Source organism: Nocardioides sp. Root190 (genome assembly GCF_001428565.1).
Taxonomy (GTDB): domain Bacteria; phylum Actinomycetota; class Actinomycetes; order Propionibacteriales; family Nocardioidaceae; genus Nocardioides.
The window spans coordinates 25,862-41,652 of record NZ_LMIA01000010.1; the positions used below are offsets into that span (position 1 = coordinate 25,862).

The following is a 15,791-nucleotide window of genomic DNA, read 5'->3' on the forward strand; positions in this document are numbered from 1 at the left end:
CAGCGAGCCGGGCCGACCACGGAGGTCGACCCGGCGTCGCAGCGAGGAGAAGCTCGATCAGATGTTCACGCCGAAGTCCTGCGCGATGCCGCGCAGGCCGGACGCGTACCCCTGGCCGACCGCGCGAAACTTCCACTCGGCGCCGTTGCGGTAGAGCTCGCCGAAGACCATCGCGGTCTCGGTCGAGGCGTCCTCGGTGAGGTCGTAGCGAGCGATCTCGGTGCCACCGGCCTGGTTGAGGACGCGGATGAACGCGTTGCGCACCATGCCGAAGTTCTGGCTGCGGTTGTCGGCGTCGTAGATCGAGACCGGGAAGACGACGCGGTCGACGTCCGGCGGGACGACGGCGAGGTTGACCTTGACGACCTCGTCGTCACCGTCACCCTCACCGGTCGTGTTGTCGCCCGCGTGGACGACGGAGCCGTCCGGGCTGGAGAGGTTGTTGAAGAACACGAAGTGCGCGTCCGACACGACCTTCCCCGCCGCGTTGAGCATGATCGCCGAGGCGTCGAGGTCGAACTCTCCGCCGGAGAACGAGTTCACGTCCCAGCCGAGGCCGATGTCGACGGCGCTGAGGCCGGGGGCCTCCTTGGTCAGGGAGACGTTGCCACCCTTGGTGAGGGAAACAGCCATGATGTCCATGTCCTTATTCGTTGAGAAGGTCGGGCAGGACAGACTCTAGACAAGTGCTGTGAACCGGTCGACAGGTAGCGGTCAACTGACGGTGTCGGAATGCTCCGCAATCACCGCACGCAGCTCCCGTACGGCGGTGGCCGCACGTTGGCCGTCGGAGGTGTGGACCCCCATCAGCGACACCCGCTCGCCGTCGCCGATCTCGAGGTGCGGCCACGGCGCACCACGCGGCATCCGCAGGACACCGACCTCGGCCCAGGGCAGCACGCGCTTGCGGTACCCGTTGACCACGATCAGCCCGGTGTCGCTCGCGCGGACCCGGGAACGGGCGAGCCCGTTGAGCAGGAACAGACCGAGCCCGATCAGGGCGATGACGGTCCCCTTCTGGATCGGGTTGACCGACTCCCTGGTCCCGTCGTCGAAGTTGACCCACAGCCAGGCGAAGGCACCGACCAGCACCACACCGAAGACGGCTGAGGCCATCCGCGGCCCGAAGGGGCGCCAGGTGTGCGGGAGGGTCGGCGCCGCCGCCTGCTCGGACATCAGAGCCGGCAGGCGTGGATGTCGGTGGTGAGGATCGCCCGGGCACCGAGGGCCCAGAGGTCGTCCATGACCTGTTGGGCGCTGGCCCGCTTGACCATCGACCGCACGGCGACCCAGCCCTCACGGTGGAGCGGGCTGACGGTCGGTCCCTCCATGCCGGGGGTGAGCGCGATGGCCTGCTCGATCTTCTCGACCGGGATGTCGTAGTCCATCATCACGTAGGTCCGGGCCACCAGGACGCCCTGCAGGCGTCGGGTGAAGATCTCCAGCGCGCTGGAGTCCGCGTCGGACCTCGTGATCATCACGCCCTCGGACTCGAGGATCACCTCGCCGAAGACCTCGAGGCCGGCGCTGCGCAACGTGCTGCCGGTCTCCACGACATCGGCGATCACGTCGGCCACACCGAGCTGGATGCTCGTCTCCACTGCGCCGTCGAGCCGCACGACGCTGGCGTCGACACCACGGTCGGCGAGGTAGCGCTTGAGCACGCCGTCGTACGACGTCGCGACCCGGAGGCCACCGAGGTCCGACACGTCGTCGGCCGTGCCGGGCTTGGCTGCGAAGCGGAACTTCGAGCGGCCGAAGCCGAGCTGCAGCGCCTCCGTCGCGGTGGCGTGGGAGTCGAGGAGCAGGTCGCGGCCGGTGATCCCGGCGTCGAGGGTGCCCTCGCCGACGTACAGCGCGATGTCGCGCGGACGCAGGTAGAAGAACTCGACCCCGTTGTCCGGGTCCATCTTGGTGAGCTGCTTGGAGTCGGAGCGCTGGGCGTAGCCCGCTTCGCGGAGCATCGTCGAAGCGGCCTCCGACAGGGCCCCCTTGTTGGGGACGGCGATCTTCAGCATGGGTGATTCCTCATCGGGGCCAGTGGCCCTCACAGGTGGGAGTAGACGTCCTCGAGCGACAGGCCGCTCGCGATCATGAGGACCTGGGCGTGGTAGAGCAGCTGGCTGATCTCCAGCGCGGTCGCCTCAGGGCCTTCGTGCTCGGCTGCCATCCACGACTCGGCGGCCTCCTCGATCAGCTTCTTGCCGATCGCATGGACTCCCGCGTCCAGCGCGGCCACCGTCCCCGATCCCTCGGGTCGGGTCTGGGCCTTCTCGCTCAGCTCGCGGAACAGGTCGTCGAACGTCTTCACGGGGGTTCAGCCTACGGTGCGCCCGGCCGGAACGCGCCGCCGGTCCACGACCTCAGCTCGCGTAGCCCCGACGGATCCGCTTCAAGGTGGCCGCGGTCTGCAGGGCGGCGGACGCCGCCTCGTAGCCCTTGTCCTCGTTGGAACCCTCGAGGCCTGCACGGTCCAGGGCCTGCTCGTCGGTGTCACAGGTCAGCACGCCGAAACCGATCGGGGTGTGGTGGTCCAGGGACACCCGGGTCAGGCCGTCGGTGGCCGCATTGCAGACGAAGTCGAAGTGCGGAGTGCCCCCGCGGATCACGACACCGAGCGCGATGACGGCGTCGTACGACGGCGCGAGCGCCGCAGCGGTGACCGGCAGCTCGAACGTGCCGGGCACGCGCACCACGACGGGCGCCTCGAGCTTGTGGTCGGCGAAGGCACGGTGGGCACCGGCGATGAGGCCGTCCATCACCTCGGTGTGCCAGCTGGCAGCCACCACCGCGACCCGGAGGTCGTGGCAGTCGACGGGCTCGATGTCGGGGGCGCCGTGTCCAGCCATGTCAGTTCGCTCCTTCGAGGTCGGGCAGGTCGTGCCCCATGCGGTCGCGCTTGGTCAGCAGGTAGGACAGGTTGTGGTCGTTCGGGTGCGGCGTCAGCGGGACGCGCTCGGCGACCTTGATGCCGTAGTCCTCCAGCGAGCTGACCTTGTCCGGATTGTTGGTGAGCAGGCGGACCTGCTCGACGCCGAGGTCCTTGAGGACCTGCGTCGCCGCGCCGTAGTGGCGTGCGTCCGCCGGGAGGCCGAGGTCGAGGTTGGCGTCGACGGTGTCGCGTCCCCCGTCCTGCAGCTGGTAGGCCTGCAGCTTCGCGACCAGGCCGATCCCTCGACCCTCGTGGCCACGGAGGTAGACCACGACGCCGCTGCCGTTCTCGACGATCCGGGCCATCGCCTCGTCGAGCTGCGGGCCGCAGTCACAGCGGCTGCTGCCGAACACGTCGCCGGTGAGGCACTCCGAGTGGACCCGGGTCAGCACCGGGCCGTCGGCACCGAGATCGGCCACGTCGCCGTACACGAGCGCGACGTGCTCGCTGTCGTCGACGGTGATCGTGTAGCCGATGGCCGTGAAGTCCCCGTGGCGCGTGGGGAGGCGGGTCTCGGCCTGGCGGATCACGTGCCGCTCGACGCGGCGGCGGTGGCGGACGAGGTCCTCGATGGAGATCATCGCGAGGCCGTGCTCGTCGGCGAAGGCGCGCAGCTCGGGCGCGCGCTTCATCGTGCCGTCGTCGTTGACGACCTCGACCAGCACGCCGGCAGGCGTCAGGCCCGCCAGCCGGCACAGGTCGACCGCGGCCTCGGTGTGCCCGCGGCGGACCAGCACGCCGCCCTCGCGGTAGCGCAGCGGGAAGACGTGACCGGGGCGGGTGAGCTCCCACGGCTCGGTGGCGGAGTCGGCCAGGGTGCGCACGGTGCGGGCGCGGTCCGCGGCCGAGATGCCGGTCGTCGTACCGTCGCGAGCGTCCACGGAGATCGTGTACGCCGTGCGGTAGGCGTCCTTGTTGTGAGGAGTCATCAACGGGATCTCGAGCCGGTCGAGCATGGCGCCCGGCATCGGCGCACAGATGACACCGCTGGAGTAACGGATGGTCCAGGCCATCAGCTCCGGGGTCGCCTTGCTGGCGGCGAAGATGATGTCGCCCTCGTTCTCGCGGTCCTCGTCGTCGACGACGACGACGGCACGACCGGCCGCGATGTCCGCGACCGCCCGCTCGACGGAGTCGAGGCGCACCCTGGCGTCCTGGTCACTCATGAGTTGTTCTCCTTGGTGTAGGCACGCACGAGCTTCTCCACGTGCTTGGCGATGACGTCGACCTCGAGGTTGACCCGGTCACCGGGGGCGCGGAACCCGAGGGTCGTGCGCGCAAGGGTCTCGGGGATGAGGCTGACGGTGAAGGTCGTGTCGTGGGCCTCGACGACCGTGAGCGAGATGCCGTCGACGGTGATCGAGCCCTTGTCGACGAGGTAGCGACCGAGCTCGGCCGGCATCGCGATCTCGACGATCTCCCAGTGCTCGCTGGGCGTGCGGCCGACGACCTCGCCGACCGCGTCGACGTGGCCCTGGACGATGTGCCCACCGAGCCGCTTCTCGGCCGTGACGGCGCGCTCGAGGTTGACCCGGTCGCCGACGGCCAGGCCGCCGAGGCTGGTCCTGTCCAGGCTCTCGGCCATCACGTCGGCGGTCCAGGTGTCGTCGGTCCGCTCCGCGACCGTGAGGCAACAGCCGTTGACCGCGATCGAGTCCCCCAACCCGGCGTCACCCAGCGTGACGTCGGCGGCGATGGTGAGCCGGATGGCGTCGCCCTGGTCCTCGATGGCCTGGACGGTGCCGAACTCCTCGACGATTCCGGTGAACATGGACTCAGTCCTCCTGCTGGACGGGGCGGAGCACCAGGCGCACATTGGCCTCGGTGCCCTTGCCGACGACGGTGGTGTCGACGATCTCGAGACGCAACGCGTCGTCGATCGATCCGATTCCGAGCGGCCCGACAGCGGATGTGCCGTTGCCGAGGAGCATCGGGGCGATGTAGGTGATGACCTCGTCGACCAGGCCTGCCTTGAGGAAGGCCGCCGCCAGGGTCGGGCCACCCTCCAGGAAGACGTGGTGACGGTCGTGCTCGGCGTAGAGCGTGCGCAGCGCCAGCTCGGGGTCACGGGTGCGGAGGTGGACCGTCTCGGCCGCGTCGTCGAAGACCCGACGGCCCGCGGGCAACTCGCGCTTCCCCATCACCACCCGCAACGGCTGGACGCCCAGTGGCTGGTCGTCCTCACCCCGCACGGTCAGGTGCGGGTCGTCGACCTCGACGGTGGTGGTGCCGACCAGCATCGTGTCGCACAGCCCACGGAGGACGTGCGTGTCGCGCCGGGCAGGCAGCGAGGAGACCCACCGCGACGAGCCGTCGCTGGCCGCACTGCGGCCGTCGAGGGTGGTCGCGAACTTCCACGTGACGAACGGGCGACCGTGCCGGTGCGCGAAGGTCCATGCACGATTGAGCTCCGCGGCCTCGTCGGCGAGCAGTCCGGCGTCGGTCTCGATGCCGGCGGCGCGCAGCGTCTCCAGCCCGCCACTCGCCTGCGGGTTCGGGTCACGCTGCGCGGCGATCACCCGATCGACGCCGGCAGCGATCAGGGCCTCGGCGCACGGACCCGTCCGTCCGGTGTGGTTGCAGGGCTCGAGGGTCACCACGGCCGTCGCACCTCGCGCCCGGTCACCGGCCATGGCCAGCGCCTCGACCTCGGCGTGCGGAGTCCCCGCCCCGTGGTGGAAGCCCTCCCCGACCACGGTGCCGTCCCCTGCGAGCAGGACACAGCCGACGCGCGGGTTCGGGTGCAGGGGTACGCCGGGGCTCGCGGCGAGCGCGATGGCGCGACGCATGGCGTCGTACTCATCGGCGAAGTTCTCGGTCGTGCCGGTCAACTGCGTGCCTCTCGTGTCCGATGCTGCGGACTCCGGGGCTGGCAGGACGTCCGACGCCGTCGCCAGCCCGAAAGGGCTGGCTCGTCCGTCGAACGCTTGCGTGCACTTCCCATCCGGACTTTGACCGTCGGTCCAGGAGTTCCACCTGGTCAACCGATCACTGGATGTGATCGGGTCGCGGACTTGTGAGCGAAGCGAGGACGCTTCGGATCATTCACCGCCGGCTCGGATTTTCACCGACCCCAGAGCACGCGAGCTCTTGGTCACCATGGTGGCACATCACGGATCGACCGAAGTTGTGGGTCCTGTCACATGGGACCGACTACCGTCGGAGGGGTGAACCTGACCTGGCTGGGCCTCGGCTGCCTGGCCGGGGTGCTGCTCTGGTTCGCCTCCGACCAGTTCGTCCTGCTGCTCCTCGGCGTGCTGCTGGGGATCGCGCTCGGCATCGGCTTCGGCAACCAGGAGAAGGACTGACCGCGGCGTAGCGTGGCCGCATGTCCTACCCCCCGCCCCTGTACGACGGCGACGGCGAGGTCTCGGCCTGGGTCCGCCCGGGTGACGCCGAGCCCGACCTCGTCTACCCCAACGGCAACCGCGTCCACCACCTCGCCCGCGGCGAGAGCACCGGCGGCCAGTTCGGCCTGTACCGCTGGGAGTTCTCCGAGGCCGTGAGCGGCCCGGGACTGCACTTCCATCGCTCGATCTCCGAGTCGTTCTACATCCTCGACGGCGAGGTCCGGATCCACGACGGAACGGAGTGGGTCACCGCCCGCCCGGGCGACTTCCTCCACGTCCCTGCGGGCGGCCTGCACGGCTTCCGCAACGAGTCCGGGGCCCCCGCGTCGATGCTGCTCCACTTCTCCCCCGGCGCACCGCGTGAGGCGTACTTCGAGGGCCTCGACCGGCTCGCGCGCGGCGAGCAGTGGACCTCCGAGCAGTACGACGAGTTCATGCGCGAGCACGACAACGTGTGGGTCGAGGAGTAGATCCGCCACCGTTGGTCGAGGAGGCCGCCCGCGGCCGTCTCGAGACCACCCGCCACGGTGCACCCGCCCGCCCGTGACTCAGTCCCGGCACCGGCTCACCAGGTCTCGAGACGGTCGCTGCGCGACCTCCTCGACCACCGGGGTGCTGCCCTGCCGTTGGTCGAGGAGGCCGCCCGCGGCCGTCTCGAGACCACCCACACCGGTGCACCCGCCCGCCCGTGACTCAGTCCCGGCACCGGCTCACCAGGTCTCGAGACGGTCGCTGCGCGACCTCCTCGACCACCGACAGCACCGAGGGATCAGGCGCTGAGGACCAGCCCGCTCGTCGGGACTCCGGTGCCGGCGGTGACGAGGATGTTCTCCACGTCGGCGACCGGATTGACGGAGGTGCCACGCACCTGGCGCACGGCTTCGGTGATGCCGTTCATGCCATGGATGTAGGCCTCGCCGAGCTGGCCGCCGTGAGTGTTGATCGGCAGGCGTCCGCCGATCTCGATGGCGCCGTCGGCGATGAAGTCCTTGGCCTCGCCGCGGCCGCAGAAGCCGAGCTCCTCGAGCTGCATGAGGACGTACGGCGTGAAGTGGTCGTAGAGGATCGCCATCGGCATGTCGGCGGGGGTGAGCCCCGATTGACGCCACAGCTCGCGACCGACAACGCCCATCTCAGGGATGCCGATGTCGTCGCGGTAGTAGGACGTCATCACGAACTGGTCGCGGCCTGAGCCCTGGGCCGCGGCCGTGATGAAGGCCGGCTTCTGGGCGAGGTCGCGGGCGCGTTCGGCGGACACGACGACGATCGCGACCGCGCCGTCGGACTCCTGGCAGCAGTCGAGGAGGTGGAGCGGGTCGGCGATCATGCGCGAGGCCTGGTGGTCCTCGAGCGTGATCGGCTTGCCGTGGAAGAAGGCCGCCGGGTTCGTCGCTGCGTGGCGGCGGTCGGCGACGGCGACGCGTCCGAAGTCGGCCGACGTGGCGCCGTACTCGTGCATGTAGCGACGTGCCTGCATGGCCACCGTCGCGGCCGGGGTGCTCAGGCCGAGCGGGTAGGTCCAGGCGTTGTCGAGGCCGTTGGTGTTGACCTGCGCGGCTGCCCAGGCCGAGACCTGGCCGAACCGGTCGCCGGAGCGCTCGTTGAAGCCGCGGTAGGCGACGACGACGTCGGCCACGCCGGTGGCGACGGCCATCGCGGCCTGCTGGACGGTCGCGCAGCCCGCGCCGCCGCCGTAGTTGATCCGGCTGAAGAACCGCAGCTCGGGGATCCCCAGCTCGCGGGCGATCGCGATCTCCGAGGAGCTGTCCATCGTGAAGGTGACCAGGCCGTCGACGTCGGCCGGCGTCAGACCGCAGTCGACGAGGGCGTGGCGAACGGCCTCGACGGAGAGCTGCAGCTCGGAACGGCCGGACTCCTTGGAGAACTCCGTGGCGCCGATGCCCGCGATCGCGGCCTTGCCCGACAGCGTGCGGGCGCTCATGACGCCACCCGCACGGTGCCGATGACGTGGTCACCCAAGGACACCGACCCGACGACCTTGATCGTGGCCTCGCCGTCGACGACCTCGGTCACCTCGCCGGTGAAGGTGAACGTGTCGTACGGGTACGCGGGCGCACCGAGCCGGATCGCGATGCCCTTGATCTGCACGTCGGGGCCGGCCCAGTCGGTGACGTAGCGCTCGCAGAGCGCGGTGGAGGTGAGGATGTTGACGAAGATGTCCTTCGACCCGGCCGCCTGTGCGATGTCACGGTCGTGGTGGACGTCCTGGAAGTCACGGGTCGCGATGGCGGTCGAGACCACCAGCGTCGGCGTGATCGGCAGGCTCCACTCCGGGAGCTTCTCTCCCACGTTCATCGGTCCACCTTCGTCCAGATCGGGAGGGTCAGCTCGTCGTCGATCACGTTCCAGCCCACGCGCAGCCGGTCACCGATCTCGACGGGACCGGTCACCTCGGCCACCATCCGCACGCCCTCGTCGAGGTCGACCAGCGCGATCACCAGCGGGAGCTCCTTGCCGGGCACCTTCGGCGCGTGGTGCACCAGGTAGGAGAAGACAGTTCCCTCGCCCTGCGCCAGCACGAAGCCGCGGTCGAAGGCACCGCACTCCGGGCAGGCGGGGCCGGGCGGGTGGCGGAGCACGCCGCAGGCCTTGCACTTCTGGATGCGCAGCTCGCGGGCCCGCGTTCCCTCGAAGAAGTAGGCGTTGTCGCGGCTGACGACCGGACGGACCGGGCCGCTCATGAGTCCTTCTTCCGGGGGACGAACTTCAGCACCCGGAAGAGCATCGTCGCGACCTGCTCGCTCGAGCCGTCCTCGTGCTCGACGTACCAGGTGTTGCGCGAGGTCACGAAGTAGCCGACACCCATCCCGGTGGCCTTGGGCCCGACGACGGAGTCCAGCGCAGTGGTCACCCGCAGGCGCTCCCCCACCTGCAGGTAGCGGTCGTAGGACTGGTCGCAGTTCGTGCCGAGGACCGCGGTGAAGCCGGCATCGGTGAGCACGCGCATCATCGAGTGCAGCGGGTCCTGGTCGGACGGCTTGCCGCCGAGTCCGTACATCGTCCAGACCTGCGCCATCGACGGCGGCGCCTCGCCCGCGCTGAAGCGCGGGTTGTCGAGTCCCATCGCCTCGAGCCAGTTGTTGATCGTCGGCTGGTTGACCTCGTCACGGGAGAACCGCTCGGCGGCCTCCCCCCAGGCCTTGATCCGCTCGGCCTCGGCCAGCACGTGCTCGTGGACGTCGGCCGGGACCAGCTCCTGGGCTGGCGCGCTCATCGCGGCACCCGCGGCAGGCCGAGCCCGAACATCGAGATCAGCTCGCGCTGGACCTCCTGCACACCGCCACCGAAGGTGATGACGAGATTGCGCTTCGCCTGGGCGTCGAGGTAGTCGAGCAGGTCGCGGGTCACCGGGTCACCCGCGTCACCGTGGCGGTGGACCAGGGAGTGCAGGTCGGCGAGCAGGTGCTGGACCTGGTCGGAGGCGAACACCTTCGAGGACGAGGCGTCGGCCACCTTGAGCTCACCGGACGCCGCCGCGCGGGCGACCTCCCAGTTGAGGAGCTCGTTGATCCGGAACACCGCCGTGGTCTTGCCCAGCAGGTCCCGCACGTCGTGCTCGTCGCGGATGCCGGCAGCGTCTGCCCAGCGCACGACACGGTCGCGCAGGCCCTCGATCCGGCCGGCCGGCCCGAGCATGACCCGCTCGTGGTTCAGCTGGGTGGTGATCAGCTTCCAGCCCTGGTTCTCCTCACCGACGAGCATGTCCGCAGGCACGCGCACGTCGTTGAAGTACGTCGCGTTCACGTGGTGGGAGCCGTCGGCCGTGATGATCGGCGTCCAGCTGTAACCCGGGTCCTTCGTGTCCACGATCAGGATCGAGATGCCCTTGTGCTTCGGGGCGTCCGGGTCCGTCCGGACGGCGAGCCAGAGGTAGTCGGCCTGATGGCCGCCCGTGGTCCACATCTTCTGGCCGTTGACGACGTAGTGGTCGCCGTCGAGCCGGGCGGTGGTCCGCAGCGAGGCAAGGTCGGTGCCCGCGTCGGGCTCGCTGTAGCCGATCGCGAAGTGGACGTCGCCAGCGAGGATCCGCGACAGGAAAAGCTCCTTCTGCCGCTCGGTGCCGTACCGGATCAGCGTGGGGCCGACCGTCTGCAGGGTCACCGACGGGAGGTGCACGTCGGAGTACTGCGCCTCGTTGGCGAAGATGGTCTGCTCGATCTCGCCGAGTCCGTGGCCGCCGTACTCCTTCGGCCAGCCGACCCCCATCCAGCCGTCGGTGCCGAGCTGCCGGATCTGGCGCTCGTAGGTCGGTCCGTGCCGGTTCCACGCGCCCTCGACCGGATCCGGGTCGTGCTGGCCCTCGAACGCGGCCGCGACACCACCGAAGTAGGTCCGCAGGCGGTCCTTGAGGGCGCGCTGGTCCTCGGTGAGCTCGAGGTTCTTCGCGGACACCGACTCGACCGGCACCTGGTCGGCCGTGGTGTCCAGCGCGTGGGCCAGATCGGTGCCCCAGGTCGTGTAGCCGACCAACGGGTAGGTGATGTCGACCCCCATCCCGCCGTGCAGGTGGTGACAGGTGCGGAAGGCGTACGGCGCGACCTGGCTGACCCAGTAGCCGGCGACGGCGAGGTCGTCCCCGGCCGGCAGGCCTTCGGCGACCCGCCACACTGCGTTGTCCGCGGCGAGGTCGAGCGTGCGGGAGGTGACGTAGACGTCCGCCATCTGGAGCGAGACTGCCTGGAACTCGGCCAGGGCGCGACCGAACTGGCGGCGGCCCTTGACGTACTCCGCGGTGAGGTCGCGGGCACCGGCGAGCACCCCGGCGGCCGTCACGGTGAGCCCGGCACGGGCCAGGTCGAGCAAACGACCTGCCGCCCCGTCCTCCAGCAGGTCGGCAGGAGCGCCGTCGAGGAGGACGGTGTGCTGCGGGGCGCTGCTCGACACGCTGGCGGGGAGCAGCTCGACCCCCGGTCCGGTCGGGTCGACGAGCACCACCACGTCGCGCTCGCCCTGCCGGGCGACGACGAGCAGGCGGGTGGCCTCGGCCGCCCAGGTCACGGCCAGCTTGCGACCGGAGACCCTGCCGTCGTCGTACGACGCGTCACCGCGGAGCGCAGGCGTCAGGAGGACCTCGCCGGAGGCGACCCCGGGAAGGAGCTCCTTGCGCTGCGCATCGGTGCCGTACGACGCGAGGGTGAGTGCGCCGCAGCAGAGGGTCTCCCACGCAGGGACCTGCACCCCGGCCTGCCCGGCCTCACGCAGCAGCACGGCGATCTCGGTGAGCCCGAGTCCTTCACCGCCGTGCTCCTCGGGAACAGGGAGCGCCGTCAGGCCGGCCGCGGCCCAGGCGGACCACTTCCGCGCGTCCGACTCACGCTCGAGGACCTCGCCGACGACGGCGCGGACTGCATTGATCGCCTCAGCATCCACGAACCAAACTGTAACGTGTTCTAGTCTGAGATGCATGGCGGTCGTCTCACTCACCCACGTGGCGCGTCGACGGGTCCATCTAGCGTCGACGGCCATCCCGCAAGGCCGCATGGTCGAGCTGCCGGGACGCGGCGGGGCCACCTGGGTGACCGACACCCCCGGGCCGAGCCCGCACTCCCCCACCATCGTGCTGCTGCACGCACTGGGGACCACTGGCCTGCTGACGTGGTTCCCCTCGATCCAGCCGCTCTCCGAGCGCTTCCGGGTGGTCACCCTCGACCAGCGGTGGCACGGGCGCGGCATCCAGAGCGAGGAGTTCTCGCTCGCCGACTGCGCGGACGACGTGGCAGCCCTGGTCCAGGTGCTCGACCTGCGCGACGTCGTCGTCGGCGGCTACTCGATGGGCTCGATCGTCGCCCAACGGGTGTGGCGCCAGCACCCGGAGATCGTGCAGGGACTCGTGCTCGGCGCGACCACCGACCGCTTCCAGCTCAACCCCGCCGAGCGCGGGTTCTTCCTCGGGATGGGGACCACGATGCTCGCGCTGCGTGGCGTGTCCCGGTCCCGCACGGCACTGAAGGCCGCCCGGGCGGCTGCCCGGGGCATCGACTTCGTTCCCTCGGACATGCACGAGTGGGCCCTGCGCGAGTTCCGCTCGACCAGTCCCTGGGCCGTCGGTCAGGCCCTCGCGGCGCTCGGCCGCCACCACTCACGACCGTGGCTGGGACGCATCGACGTCCCGACCGCGGTGGTCGTGATGATGCGCGACCGGGTCATCCCGACGTCGCGCCAGATCGCCCTGGCCCGCTCCATCCCCGGGGCCACCATGCACGAAGTCGACGACGGGCACGCAGGATGCGTGCTCGCCGCCGACAAGTTCGTGCCGCGGTTCGTGGAGGCCGCGGCCACCGTCAATGCACGGCGCCGCGACTTCCGCGGACGCTAGAGAACAGCGGCGACAGCGGGCAGCAGGTCGTGAAAGGTCCGCCCATTGGCGATCTGGCCGATGGCCTGCATGACCCATCCGTTGCCCTCGCGGTACACCTTCGCCATCACCTGAGCGTTGTGAGTACCCGAACCGGTCAGCTCATAGCGGGCCAGCTCTCTCTCGTCAGTGCTGTCAACCAGTCGGCAGAGTGCGTTCTCGATCTGTGAGAAGTCCTGACCGGTGAAGGAGTTGACCACAAAGACCAACGTGTGTGCGTTGGCCGAGATGTTGACTAGATCGACGATGATTGACTCGTCGTCGCCATCGCCCTCGCCGGTGCGGTTGTCACCGGTGTGGACGATCGACTTGTCCTTGCTCTGGAGTTGCTGAAACCAGACGACGTCGACCAGTTCGTTCCGTGCGTCGAAGATCAGGCAGGTTGCGTCGAGATCGATCTCCTGTGTCTTCGAGCCGAACAAGCCCTTCTTCTTCTTGGCGTCCCATCCCAGCCCCATCCGGACCTTGGAGAGCGACTGACCACTGCTTTTGGCCAACGAGACCCGTTGACCCTTGGCGAGCGAAACCGACACGGTATTCCCCTTTTCAACTGTCTGGAATGGGAAACCTACCTATGATCGCACGGTGTCGTGGGCGAATCGTTTCCGTTCTTTGGCTGTTCTCGGATCGTCGGTCACACTGCTCGCGGTCGCCGGGCTGGGCGTGACTCAGGTGCGAGCCGATATCGAGCTCGAGCGGGCGAAACCCGCGATCTCCTCCGCGCCGTCCGATGCCCCCGGCCAGTCCGATGCCCCCGGCCAGTCCGATGCCCCCGGCCAGTCCGATGCCCCCCGGCCGTCCAGCGCGCCCGCGCCAACCGCCTCGGCACTGCCGTCACCGACCGAGGACCTCACTGCGCTGCTCGATTCGATCAGAATGCTCTCGGCACGCCCCCACCCAGTCGGCTACGAGCGAGGCTGCTCCCCCGGCGAAGGCTGCGTCTTCGGACCGGCATGGACCGACGACAACGACATGGAGTTCGGCCGCAACGGGTGCGACACCCGCAATGACACCCTGCGCCGAGACCTCGACGAGGTCGTACTGAAGGACGGCACTAACGGATGCGTCGTGCTGTCCGGAACTTTCATCGAGCCCTACACCGGCCAGCGGGTGCACTTCGTGCGCGCAGAGACCGACGTCCAAATCGATCATCTGGTGCCTCTGTCGCTCGCCTGGGACCTCGGTGCCCATGCGTGGCCGGCCGAGCTGAGGGTGAACTTCGCCAACGACCCCCGAAACCTCTTGGCCGCCGACGGCCCGGCGAACCAGTCAAAGGGCGATCAGGGCCCCGGCACTTGGTTGCCCGTCAACAAGGACTTCCGCTGCAACTATGCGGAGAGGTTCACCCGGGTGGTCATTGCCTACGACCTACCGCTTCCCGTGGCCGACATCGAGTCACTCCGCCTCACCGCTGCCGCCTGCTGAGTCGAGGCTCCGGCTTCAGGCCACGTCGATGCCCAGGTCGGTCGCGATACCAGCCAGTCCACTGCTGTAGCCCTGAAGGACGGCACGGACCTTCCAACCGCTCGAAGGGTGATGATATATCTCCAACACTTGGACGAGGCTCTCGACACCGAAGGTGTCGGAGGCGACGGAGATCAGCTCGTCGCCCGACTGCAGGCTGAGGACACGCGCGGACAGACCGGTCAGCGATGCCAAGGTCGAGTCGCCGTCGAGCGTGGCGACGGTGACAATCACCTTCGACGCCCGGCTCGGCAGATCAGCGAGCGAGATCGCGATCTGGGCCCTGTCCGTGACCGGAGAGCGCTCCGGCTCGAGCAGCCACACGGAGTGCTCAGGAGACGACGGGTTGTTGAAGTAGACGAAGTGCTTCTCGCTGATCGCCTGCCCGTCGAAACCGACAACGAAGGCTGAGGCGTTGACCTCGACGTCCGTCGAGTCCCAACGCAGGCCGACCAGGAGTCCGGTGGTGATGTCCATTCCGCCAAGCTGGGCGTTGGCTCCCTTGCTGAGCTTCATCTTTCCTCCGGTCATCAGGTGAACGACATCGCCCATTTGAAGGCGTCGAGCACGCGGAACGGGGCGATCCCTCGTGGATTGATCATCTTGTCGTCCGGCGACTCTCCGAGAGCGGACGCCGCGAAGTAGCGATGATGCCTCGTGCGGTCCTTCAACGTCGCTTCGATCAGCGGCACGCCGAGTTCGATCAGGAGCGTGCGTACTTCTTCGTGCAACAGGTCGCCGTCATGAGCGTCCCAGACAGGAGTCGCCAGTCCTGGGTCGCGGACCAACGGGGAACCCGCCCTCGACATGATCCCCGACCATCGTGGGTTCGACACGTCGCGCAGGCGCTGCATGACGTCGAACTTGGAAAGTACCAGCGCAACGGGGATGTCCGTCATGGCACCAGGGATGTGACCCGTCATGTGGCCCAGCACCAGATTGAGGACCACCAGCGGATCGCCACCAAGTGCTTGCGCCGAGGGGATGGCGTCAGCCAGCACTGCCCGGATCTCGGCCACCTTCAGCGGGTCAACCATCAAGAAGACCGCATTCGCGCGGCTCAGGAAGCTGAACTGCTGTCGGTTGACTGCTGAATTTTCCAGGTCCTCACCGGCGACGTCCTTCAGAACGAGAATTCGAGGCAGGACCTCACCGTTGATTCGCTGCGTCATGCGGAACATCAGCGGTTCACGACCTGCTGACGTCGCCGAGTTCATACCATCCGTGGCTGGCATCAGTCGTCGCTGCTCCAACAGCGGCTCTTCGTAAATAGCGCGGAAGCGGGCAGCCGTACTCCCGAGGGGCTCGACCGCCGAATGCCACTGTCGCTCCGCCAGGAGATGCAGCTGCATGACGCCCGTCGCCACCAACAGGCTCTTGCCCGTGGTGCGGGCTCCCGCCATCGCGATCGTCGTGACCCGACTCTGACGCCACAGGGCGGGGATCTCGTAGCGGCAGTACGGGCAGGCCTCGGTGGTCGTGTGCAGCTTGCACTTCCCACAGGTGCCCTGCGGGAGTTCGGCCGTGGAGTTCGGCGCGATCTGGACCAACGGCCGCACCTGTACGTCGAACCCCAGCACTCGGGCGGCCGCCTCATCGGCCTTGGGTGCGCAGGTCCCCGTGCACACCAGTTCGTGCGGCATCGGCGGCAGTCTGTGGAAGCACTGCG

Annotated in this window: 20 protein-coding genes and 1 riboswitch; of the genes, 4 read left to right on the top strand and 16 right to left on the bottom strand. The window is 68.8% G+C overall.

Annotated features, from left to right (window positions below; genetic code table 11):
* Positions 1-57: 57 nt before the first annotated feature.
* The 8 genes from ASE01_RS13040 to ribD all read right to left on the bottom strand — a co-directional run bounded on the left by ASE01_RS13040 (position 58) and on the right by ribD (position 5,721).
* Positions 58-633, bottom strand: coding sequence for a TerD family protein (locus ASE01_RS13040; RefSeq protein ID WP_056754652.1), 576 nt, complete (start codon positions 631-633; stop codon positions 58-60).
* A gap of 81 nt (positions 634-714) precedes the next feature.
* Positions 715-1,176: a PH domain-containing protein gene (locus tag ASE01_RS13045; RefSeq protein ID WP_056752345.1), complete on the bottom strand. Its 462-nt coding sequence runs from the start codon at positions 1,174-1,176 to the stop codon at positions 715-717.
* Complete coding sequence (gene hisG, locus ASE01_RS13050) at positions 1,176-2,018, bottom strand: ATP phosphoribosyltransferase (protein ID WP_056752349.1); 843 nt, start codon at positions 2,016-2,018, stop codon at positions 1,176-1,178. Before hisG ends, ASE01_RS13045 begins: the two co-directional genes overlap by 1 nt.
* Positions 2,019-2,047: 29 nt before the next feature.
* A complete protein-coding gene (locus ASE01_RS13055) occupies positions 2,048-2,311 on the bottom strand; it encodes a phosphoribosyl-ATP diphosphatase (RefSeq protein WP_056752353.1) in 264 nt (87 codons plus the stop codon).
* 52 nt (positions 2,312-2,363) lie between these two features.
* Positions 2,364-2,849 carry a 6,7-dimethyl-8-ribityllumazine synthase gene (gene ribH / locus ASE01_RS13060; protein WP_056752358.1) on the bottom strand — a complete coding sequence of 162 codons (486 nt, stop codon included), beginning with the start codon at positions 2,847-2,849 and terminating at the stop codon, positions 2,364-2,366.
* A 1-nt stretch (position 2,850) separates the two neighbouring features.
* On the bottom strand, positions 2,851-4,098 hold the full coding sequence (locus ASE01_RS13065) for a bifunctional 3,4-dihydroxy-2-butanone-4-phosphate synthase/GTP cyclohydrolase II (RefSeq protein WP_056752360.1): 1,248 nt from the start codon (positions 4,096-4,098) through the stop codon (positions 2,851-2,853).
* Positions 4,095-4,703 (bottom strand): riboflavin synthase, encoded by a 609-nt coding sequence (locus tag ASE01_RS13070; RefSeq protein WP_056752365.1) that lies wholly within the window; start codon positions 4,701-4,703, stop codon positions 4,095-4,097. The genes ASE01_RS13065 and ASE01_RS13070 overlap by 4 nt, the downstream gene beginning before the upstream one ends.
* A gap of 4 nt (positions 4,704-4,707) precedes the next feature.
* Positions 4,708-5,721 (bottom strand): bifunctional diaminohydroxyphosphoribosylaminopyrimidine deaminase/5-amino-6-(5-phosphoribosylamino)uracil reductase RibD, encoded by a 1,014-nt coding sequence (ribD, locus tag ASE01_RS13075; protein WP_056754654.1) that lies wholly within the window; start codon positions 5,719-5,721, stop codon positions 4,708-4,710.
* A gap of 138 nt (positions 5,722-5,859) precedes the next feature.
* Positions 5,860-6,018: riboswitch (FMN riboswitch) on the bottom strand.
* An 81-nt stretch (positions 6,019-6,099) separates the two neighbouring features.
* Between ribD and ASE01_RS24415 the strand changes: the two genes are divergently transcribed.
* Positions 6,100-6,240, top strand: coding sequence for a hypothetical protein (locus tag ASE01_RS24415; RefSeq protein ID WP_157537328.1), 141 nt, complete (start codon positions 6,100-6,102; stop codon positions 6,238-6,240).
* Positions 6,241-6,260: 20 nt separating this feature from the next.
* Positions 6,261-6,752, top strand: coding sequence for a cupin domain-containing protein (locus ASE01_RS13080; RefSeq protein ID WP_056752369.1), 492 nt, complete (start codon positions 6,261-6,263; stop codon positions 6,750-6,752).
* Positions 6,753-7,051: 299 nt separating this feature from the next.
* On the opposite strand, the gene ASE01_RS13085 is transcribed toward ASE01_RS13080, so the two are convergent.
* From ASE01_RS13085 to ASE01_RS13105, 5 genes are read right to left on the bottom strand one after another with little or no spacing between them, the layout of a single operon-like run.
* Complete coding sequence (locus ASE01_RS13085; RefSeq protein WP_056752372.1) at positions 7,052-8,224, bottom strand: lipid-transfer protein; 1,173 nt, start codon at positions 8,222-8,224, stop codon at positions 7,052-7,054.
* Positions 8,221-8,598, bottom strand: a complete 378-nt coding sequence (locus tag ASE01_RS13090) for a MaoC family dehydratase (RefSeq protein WP_056752373.1) — start codon at positions 8,596-8,598, stop codon at positions 8,221-8,223. Before ASE01_RS13090 ends, ASE01_RS13085 begins: the two co-directional genes overlap by 4 nt.
* Positions 8,595-8,984, bottom strand: coding sequence for a Zn-ribbon domain-containing OB-fold protein (locus tag ASE01_RS24995; protein WP_056752376.1), 390 nt, complete (start codon positions 8,982-8,984; stop codon positions 8,595-8,597). The genes ASE01_RS13090 and ASE01_RS24995 overlap by 4 nt, the downstream gene beginning before the upstream one ends.
* Complete coding sequence (locus tag ASE01_RS25000; protein ID WP_056752379.1) at positions 8,981-9,517, bottom strand: MaoC family dehydratase N-terminal domain-containing protein; 537 nt, start codon at positions 9,515-9,517, stop codon at positions 8,981-8,983. Before ASE01_RS25000 ends, ASE01_RS24995 begins: the two co-directional genes overlap by 4 nt.
* On the bottom strand, positions 9,514-11,673 hold the full coding sequence (locus tag ASE01_RS13105; protein ID WP_157537330.1) for an acyl-CoA dehydrogenase: 2,160 nt from the start codon (positions 11,671-11,673) through the stop codon (positions 9,514-9,516). Before ASE01_RS13105 ends, ASE01_RS25000 begins: the two co-directional genes overlap by 4 nt.
* Positions 11,674-11,707: 34 nt before the next feature.
* On the opposite strand from ASE01_RS13105, the gene ASE01_RS13110 reads away from it, so the two are divergent.
* Positions 11,708-12,619: an alpha/beta fold hydrolase gene (locus ASE01_RS13110; RefSeq protein WP_056752381.1), complete on the top strand. Its 912-nt coding sequence runs from the start codon at positions 11,708-11,710 to the stop codon at positions 12,617-12,619.
* Here ASE01_RS13110 and ASE01_RS13115 read toward each other — a convergent pair.
* Positions 12,616-13,191 (bottom strand): TerD family protein, encoded by a 576-nt coding sequence (locus ASE01_RS13115; protein ID WP_056752384.1) that lies wholly within the window; start codon positions 13,189-13,191, stop codon positions 12,616-12,618. The genes ASE01_RS13110 and ASE01_RS13115 overlap by 4 nt on opposite strands.
* A 52-nt stretch (positions 13,192-13,243) precedes the next feature.
* Between ASE01_RS13115 and ASE01_RS13120 the strand changes: the two genes are divergently transcribed.
* Positions 13,244-14,083, top strand: a complete 840-nt coding sequence (locus tag ASE01_RS13120) for an HNH endonuclease family protein (protein ID WP_200958847.1) — start codon at positions 13,244-13,246, stop codon at positions 14,081-14,083.
* A 15-nt stretch (positions 14,084-14,098) separates the two neighbouring features.
* Here the strand turns inward: ASE01_RS13120 and ASE01_RS13125 are convergent, their stop codons facing one another.
* Together ASE01_RS13125 and ASE01_RS13130 are read right to left on the bottom strand one after the other, a co-directional pair.
* Positions 14,099-14,653: a TerD family protein gene (locus tag ASE01_RS13125; RefSeq protein ID WP_162260295.1), complete on the bottom strand. Its 555-nt coding sequence runs from the start codon at positions 14,651-14,653 to the stop codon at positions 14,099-14,101.
* Positions 14,653-15,765, bottom strand: a complete 1,113-nt coding sequence (locus ASE01_RS13130; protein ID WP_056752391.1) for a hypothetical protein — start codon at positions 15,763-15,765, stop codon at positions 14,653-14,655. Before ASE01_RS13130 ends, ASE01_RS13125 begins: the two co-directional genes overlap by 1 nt.
* Between the last annotated feature and the right edge of the window lie 26 nt (positions 15,766-15,791).